The 7,776-nt window shown below is 63.4% G+C and carries 4 protein-coding genes and 1 pseudogene; all 5 read right to left on the reverse strand.

All coding sequences use genetic code 11. The features are described 5' to 3' along the window. Positions 1-265 (reverse strand): annotated as a pseudogene (locus tag J1G34_RS26710) (ShlB/FhaC/HecB family hemolysin secretion/activation protein); the annotation flags it as partial. A 524-nt stretch (positions 266-789) separates the two neighbouring features. Continuing rightward, entirely contained in the window at positions 790-1,272 is a 483-nt protein-coding gene (gene pgaD / locus J1G34_RS26715) for a poly-beta-1,6-N-acetyl-D-glucosamine biosynthesis protein PgaD (RefSeq protein WP_065894072.1), read from the reverse strand. Between the two features lie 2 nt (positions 1,273-1,274). After that, positions 1,275-2,615 (reverse strand): poly-beta-1,6-N-acetyl-D-glucosamine synthase, encoded by a 1,341-nt coding sequence (gene pgaC / locus J1G34_RS26720; RefSeq protein WP_065894071.1) that lies wholly within the window; start codon positions 2,613-2,615, stop codon positions 1,275-1,277. Between the two features lie 2 nt (positions 2,616-2,617). After that, positions 2,618-4,615, reverse strand: a complete 1,998-nt coding sequence (gene pgaB / locus J1G34_RS26725) for a poly-beta-1,6-N-acetyl-D-glucosamine N-deacetylase PgaB (RefSeq protein WP_065898455.1) — start codon at positions 4,613-4,615, stop codon at positions 2,618-2,620. Positions 4,616-4,627: 12 nt separating this feature from the next. Beyond that, complete coding sequence (pgaA, locus tag J1G34_RS26730) at positions 4,628-7,108, reverse strand: poly-beta-1,6 N-acetyl-D-glucosamine export porin PgaA (protein WP_222994855.1); 2,481 nt, start codon at positions 7,106-7,108, stop codon at positions 4,628-4,630. Positions 7,109-7,776: the final 668 nt, after the last annotated feature.

Consider the following 7,776-nt stretch of genomic DNA (forward strand, 5'->3'; position numbering starts at 1 on the left):
AGGCCGGCAGGCTGTCGGCGCCTTTGAGTTCGATGTCTTTGATCGGGAAGCAACGGGTGTCGGCGGGCGCGGTGGGCGCCTCGGGTTTGGCCGCTTTGCCGGGCAGGTCCTGAAGTTCCTGGAGACGCCGCTGTTGCTCTTCAAGCAGGCGGTTCTGCCGATCGCGGATCAGGTCCTGGTCCCCGGGCGTGGGGGCAGCGAATGCAGTGTTCAAGCTCAGGCAAGTGAGCAGGAGGGTGCATAGTAGAAACCGAGTCCGTGGCATTGGCATGTTCGATCCGTCGAAAATCAAGGGCCGGGAAGCTAACATCGAACGTCCGGCCGTCCTAGATGCGGAGGCTGTCGGGTGTTCGAGCGTGTTTCCGATTAACCTAATGATTAGTAACAAAAAATAATTATCGAACAGTGACCGGCCTGATTACTGAGACGTTTAATCCGACCGGCGGCAACTGTTTCGAGGGCTGTTCGACTGCCACACAGTGATCGCCATTATTTAGCCATCAGGTTTCGTCGAGTTAGGGTTAGTGCCGGGGATCGGAGGAAAGTTCGCGGCGGTTTTGTGATTTGGGTCCCATTTATCGGAAATCCAATCAGATTTTTTGAACCCGTGCGCACTCACAGCGCTGGAGATGATCGTTCCCACGCTGTGCGTGGGAATGCAGCCCGTGACGCTCTGCGTCACCTGTACGTATTGAGTTGTCGTAGGGACGCGGAGCGTCCCAGGCGGCGTTCCCACGCGGAGCGTGGGAACGATCAACATCCACATTGGGTAGTGCAGGGCTGAAGATATCAGCCAAGGCCCTTGTCTTTTTCCGAGCCGGGCACCAGAGCCAGGCCGGGGCGTTCGACATCGCGAGAGACGTGGGATTTGATTTCCCCCACGCCACCCTCTTCATCGTTGTGAATCACCAGCACGCCGGGGCGGCGCAGTTGTTCCAGGTCGCCCTCGCCCAGGTTGAAGCTTTCACTCAAGTGCTGGTCGCTGAGGGCATTCGCCTCGGCGCGACGCTGGGCGAATTTGCGGCCTTTGCGTTGCTGGTAGCGCGCCCAGGCAATCAGGATCACGGCGTTGAACAGGGCGATCCACAGGTAGATTTGCAAGGTGTTGAGCGCAGCGAAGATCGGCGCTTCCAGGCGCGGGCCGCCGTGGGTTTCGAGCATGGCGTTCATGCCCCGAGCCAGCAGCCAGACCAGGCCGGCCCAGGCCAGCAGGGTAAGCAACACATCGATAATCCACATCGCCAGGTTCTGGCGGGTTCTGACCAGTTTCATCGTCACGCCTCCTCTTGGGCAGGTTTGATACCACGGTCCGGGCTGACCCAGCGGGCGCGTTTCTGGTGCTGGTTGAACAACACCTTGGGAAAGCTGACCAGGGTGGTGAACAGGCTCACCAGCCAGAACACCATCGGGTACCACACGGTCCAGAACAGGGTTTTCCACAGGTCTTTTTCGTAGCGCCGGTCAATCAGGATGCTCACCGCGAACTGCAGCAGGCACACCATCGCCAGCACCAACCCGGTAAACGCCGGCGGCACCAAGGAGTCGACGGTAATCGCCTGCGGCAACACCATGAATTTGCCCAGGCCCCAGAACACCACCGAGAGCAGGAAGGTGAACGCCCAGCCGGTGGACAGGCAGTATTCGAACAGCAGCGGCCACAGGTAGCGATGGCGCCATTGCCAGATGCCACGGATATTCTTGAACAGCACCTCAGCGCCGCCCTGGGCCCAGCGCAGGCGCTGCTTCCACAGGCCGCCAACGGTTTCGGGCATGAGAATCCAGCACAGCGCACGCGGTTCGTAGAAGATCGCCCAGTGATCGAGTTGCAGCTTCCAGCTGACATCGATGTCCTCGGTGATCATGTCGGTGCTCCAGTAATCGATGCGGTCCAGCGCCTTCTTACGGAACGCCACCACCACACCCGACACCGTGAAGATCCGCCCGAATACGCGCTGGGTGCGCTTGATCAGGCCGATGATCGAAGAGAACTCGCCCACTTGTACCCGCCCGATCAGGGTCGACCGTGTGCGCACACGCGGGTTGCCGGTGACGGCGCCGAGGCGCGGGTTGTCGAGCATCGGCGCGACCATGTAGGCCGCCGCGTTTTTGTCGAGCAACGCATCGCCGTCGATGCACACCAGGTATTCGCTGCGCGCCGCCACCGCGCCCATGCGCAGGGCCACGGCCTTGCCCTGGTTCTGCGCCAGGTGCAGCACGCGCAGGCGTGGGTGTTGCAGCGCCAGCGCGTCGAGTACTGCGGCGGTGTTGTCGCTGGAGCCGTCGTTGACCGCGATCACTTCGATGTTCGTGTACACCTGGGCCAGGGCGGCCGCCATGGTGTCGGCGACGTTATCGCCTTCGTTGTAGCAAGGGACGATGATCGAGATCAGCGGGTTGCCGGCCAGGGTCGGCGCCGGCGTGTCTTCCTCCCACGGCCAGTGGCGTTCCCAGTGCAGCCAGAAGTACAGGCCGCCGGCGATCCACAGCGCGGACATGAACAGCGGGTAGAAAAACACGAAGTCCATCAGGAACTGCCCGGTGACCAGGAAGATCAGGCCCAGGGGCACACCCAATACCAGTGCCAGCACGAATATAGCCAGGATTCTGTCGAACATGATCAAGGGTTCCACTGGTTGGAAAGGGCCGGACGTACAGTCTTCAGGTCCGGGGAGTTTTCCAGGAAGTTGTCCGGGTAATAGCCAAAGCTCTTGACCCCCTGGCGTTTGAGCACGCCCATCCATTGCGCCAGTTGCTCAGCGCTGATATCCGGTGCGGCTTTGGTGCGCCAATCTTTGGCTTGCAGCTCGAAAACGGTTTTTTCCATGGCGCCCGGGCGGGCCTTGACTGTCGCCACCAGTTTTTCCAGCCAGGCATTGGAGGTCTTCACTTCCTGGCCTTCCATCAACGGCATGGCCATCGGCGCGGTCCAGTCGTAGGCCTGCAGGAAGTCATCGAGGTTCTGCGCGAACCAGGCCTCGCTGTCCGGGTTGAGCATCGGTTCGGCGAAGATATTGCGCGCGGTCTGCACCTGCGGCCCGGCGATGGCGCGGACCTTGGTGGTCAGCTCCTGGGTGAAGTCGATCAGGTAGCGGCTCTTGAAGCGGGTCCAGCGTTGCAGCGTGGCGGGATCGGCGCGCAAGGCGGCGACAGTGTCCGGCAGACCATTGGCCGCGTACGCCTTGAGCGCGGCGGGGCTGGCGTCTTCGAAGTCCGAGAGCACGGCGTCGTCGTGGTACAGCACACCGTCGATGGCGCTGTTGCGGGCCAGGTCCTCGTAGATCTCGCCGATGATTTTGCGCACCTGCGGGTCGAACGGCGACAGGCGTTTGTACTGGTCCGGGTCAGGCCCCAGCCTGGCGGTTTGCGGGTCCCAACGGGTCACGCGTGGCAGCTTGGGGTCGAGGGCGAAACTGAGCACGGGCATCCAGGCATACACGGCGGCGTGGGCACGGGTGTGCAGTTGCCAGGCGACGCGGTTGAACAGGTCGGCGCGCACCGGCAAGTGACGGTTGGGGAAGTAGAGCGAGTGCACCAGGCCGTCACCCTTGGGGTCGGCGAAGGCTTGCAGGAATACGGTGCCGGCGCCCATGTCCACCACGCGCTGCACCAGTACGTCGAGGTTGCGCGCCTGCTGGGCCGGGTCCGGGTCGTAGACGTTGTCCAGGTCCACATGCAATACGCGCATCGGTGCCGGGGTCTGTGCGGCGACGATGCTGTTGGCGAAATGCTCGCCGTCCGGGTCGGACGCCACCAGGAAGCGCGGGCTGTTCATCAGATCACTGGCGCTGTCGAGGCCGTCTTCCAGGGTCAGGGCCATCTGATAGCCCTGCTCGCTGACGACGGCCAGGGAGGTGCCTTTGGCCGCGCCGTATGGCCATACCCATACCCGTGGCGCCTTGCCGGTCACTGTGCGGATTTTTTGCGTGATGGCCGCGACGTCCGCACGCATCCGCGCCTGGAATTGCGCGTCGGTTTCATAGCGTTTGGTCGCGGGGTCGTAGCGCAGCGAGGTCGCCGCCGGCTCGAGGTTGCCCTGGGGGTTCGCCAGAATCCCGGTGTGGCTGGCGTCGGTATGCGCGGCGATTTCCACCAGGCCCGACTGGGACACTTCACGAATCTGCTGCCAGGTGAGGAATTCTCCACGCGGGCGCGGTGACCCGGCGAAGTCCACCGGTTTGTTCAGCGGCGTGTCGATCCAGTAGCCCACCGGCGCCAGTAACGCCGGCCAGTGGTAGGCGCGCAGAATCGGCATCACGCGGGTGTAGAAGCTGGAATAGCCGTCATCGAAGCTGAGCATGATGGCTTTGGGCGGCAGGGCCGGGCCGCCGTTGCGCGCGGCCAGGATCTGGTCGACGCTGACCGCCTGGTAGCCGTTCTCGCGCAACCAGGCCAGTTGTTCGATCAAGCGTTCGGTACGCACCGCCACCACCGCCTGATCCGGGTCGCGATCATTGACGTCATGGTAGGCAATGCCCAGGAAATGGTTTTTCGGCCACGGCGCTTCGTTGAGCGCGGTTGGCCGCTGCGCGGGTGGGGTATAGGGCGCGGGTTGCTGGGCGCACGCGGCGGCCAGCATTAGACCCAGGACCAACAAGCAACGGCTGAGGACGGTCATGGTCAGGCTCTTCTAGAAACGGTAAGTGAGGTCGACGAGCAGACGCAGATCGCGTTCGCGGTCGCCGTCATAAGGTCGGCTGATCAGGCTGAGGTTGGCGCCCATTTCCAGTACGTCGTTCCAGCGAAAGCGCTGGCCGTAACCGATAACGCCGATGCCGCCGGTGGAATAGTCGCGCTGGCTGTAGGTGCCCGCGCCGATCTGGAACTGCTGGCTCCACTGGGTCTCGTAGCGGTGATAGAGCACGTGGTTGACGTTGATCACGGGCAACACCGTGAAGTCCGACTTCGGGTTGAAGTACGCGGTGTCTTCCTTGCTGTTGCGGCTCGCGCCGACTTCCAAGCCCAGGTCGACTTGCACATGGGGCGAGCTGTAAAGGCCCTCGCGGCCGCTGAGCAGCGCTTCGACGCGGTCGTTGCCGTCACTGAAGTGCGACGGGCTGAGGGTCAGTTTCCACTCGCGGCTTTCATTGGCGCGCCAGCGGATAAAACCACTGCCGCCATTGGCCGTGACGCCGTCGTTCAAGGCGCGCAGCGGCGTGGTGGTGAGCAGGTAGCCGACGCTGCCGCCGTACTGCCAGTGGTCGTTGATGTCGCGGGCAATCGACACTGCCGCGCCTTGTTTGGCGCCGTCGCCGTAGGAGTGATTGGACACCTCGGCTTCGATCGTCATGTCGCGGGTGCGACGCTCCACGCCCACGCGCTGCCAACGGTGCTGGCCGGTGCCTTCGCTGAAGTCGGCGGTGGCGTAGCCGGCACCGGCGAACAGGCGCCAGTCTTCGTCGATGGGCGGCGTGTAGATCACGCTTTCAATTCCCCAGTCGCGGCTGCCGGCCACGGCGCCTGCGTCGTTGTTGTTGCCGCCGCCGTAGCTCTTGCCGGTGTAGGCCTCGACGCGCAGTTCGGCCATGTCATGCACATCGCGCAGGCGGTTGAGACGTTGCACCTGGCGGTTGTCCGGGTTGCGCGCGACCACGTCGTCGGTGAGGGCGTCCATCTGGCGCCACTCCTGCAGGTCCATGGCGGTGTAGGCCTGGGACACTTCCAGGCCGATGTCGCGGGGCGCCTGGGCTTCGGTTTCCTTGAGGGTGCCTTCGGCGCGGCGCGGCCAGTCACGGGCGCGGTACATGTCGGCCTGGGCGATGCGCAGGCCGATATTGCCTGGCGCCTTGGCCACCAGCGCTTCCAGGTTGGCTTCGCTGCCCGGCAGGTCGCCGCCGAAGGTGCCGGCCTGGGCGGAGAGTTGCTGCGCGTCCATCCAGTTGTCGTTGGGGTTGCCAATCGGCAAGCCCTTGAGTTCGACGCGGGGCTTCTGTTCTTTGGCCAGGGTGTCGGCGACCTGGCGGGCATCCTCGACCTTGTCACTTTCCAGCAGGGCGTAGAACAACGCGGTGCTGTCGTCGACGCGGTAACTGGCGTCGGCATCCGGCGCACTCAACACCTGGCGATACAAGGGTTCGGCTTTTTCCGGCTGGCGCTGGTCGAGGTACGAGGCGGCCACCCAACGCAACGCGTAAGTGGGCAATTGCACGCCTTCAGCGTTGAAGGTCTGGTACTCGCGGATCACCTCGGCCGTTCGCGCCCTGGCCTTCAGTGCGCCCAGGCGGTCGATGCGCCAGCGCACCACGTCGTCATGGGCGCCGGCGTCCGGGGTCCAGCGTGCGATCAGTCGGTCGTAGTCACTGAGGGCGCGGTCGGCGACCACGTAGCGTTCTTTTTCGGTACGCGTGGCGAACTCGGCGATGCGCACGCGCTCGGCGGCCAGGTCGCCTTCCAGGCGGCGCTGGGTCACCGCGTCCACCAGGCCCGGACGCCTGGCCGACAGGCGCAGGGCAGCTTCCGGCAGGCGGGCCTTTTGCAGCGCGACGATGTATTCACGCGCCACGTCGGGCTTGTCGCCGGCACGGATAAAGGCCTGGTCGAACTCGAACAGTGCGTCGTAGTTCAGGCCGGCGCGGGTCAGCGCATAGCCCAGGGCCATGCGGCGGTTGGGGTCATTCGGTTGCGCCGCCACCAGCGCGCGCAAGCGTTGCACCGCCTCATTGGCCTTGCCGCCATCGGCCTGGGTGAGCGCCAGGCCCAGTTGCAGGTCGATATTATTCGGTTCGCGCAGCAGCGCCTGGCGATAGACCGCCTCGGCCTGGGCCCACTGCTTTTGATTGCGATAGGTGCGCGCCACCGTGGCCAGTGCCTGGGTGGTCAGGTTGCGATGCTTGCCCTGCGCCTCATACACCTTCACCACTTCCGCGTCCTGCCCGGCCCAACCGGCAATCACCAGGTGATCGCTGACCTGGCCTGGCGTCTGGCGCTCGGCGGACAGTTGACGCAGTTGGGTCAGTGCCGGCGTGAAGTGACCGTTGCGCGCCTGGATGATCAGGGCGTCATAGGCAGGGTCGGCCACGGCATAGGCAGGCATCAGCAATTGGCTGCACAGGCCTGCTGCGATGAGCAGCCGCAACCGGCCTGAAGCGCTGAGTGGAGGGATTGGCAACATGTCGTCGGCTTCCTTACAAGGAAAGCCGCAACGATGGGTGATCCTGAGCGATGTGCATCAGGGTGTCGGCGTCTCGGGACCCGACCTAGCTTTCCTGGGGCAACTATCTCTTAGCCAGGCAGGGGCAAGGGCAATTCAGAACAATTGTTCAGAATTGGCTGACACAGATTCTTTGCCAGGCACAAAACAACTGTGGGAGGGGGCTGGCCCCCGATAGCGGTGGGTCAGCCACAGATAAGCTGACTGATACACCGCCATCGGGGGCAAGCCCCCTCCCATATTGTTAACTGCATTTCAGGGTTATTGCGCGCCGCCCATTGCACCGGCTTTGGACATCACGAAGCTGATGAACTGCTCGTCGGCCACACCGCTGACCGGCTGACAGGGACTTTTGCCAGGCACAAAACAAAATGTGGGAGGGGGCTTGCCCCCGATAGCAGTGGGTCAGCCACAGATAAGCTGACTGATACACCGCCATCGGGGGCAAGCCCCCTCCCACATTGTTAACTGCATTTCAGGATTATTGCGCGCCGCCCATTGCACCGGCTTTGGACATTACGAAGCTGATGAACTGCTCGTCGGCCACACCGCTGACCGGCTGACAGGGACTTTTGCCAGGCACAAAACAAAATGTGGGAGGGGGATTGCCCCCGATAGCAGTGGGTCAG

This window comes from Pseudomonas sp. Wu6 (genome assembly GCF_019891515.1).
GTDB lineage: Bacteria > Pseudomonadota > Gammaproteobacteria > Pseudomonadales > Pseudomonadaceae > Aquipseudomonas > Aquipseudomonas orientalis_A.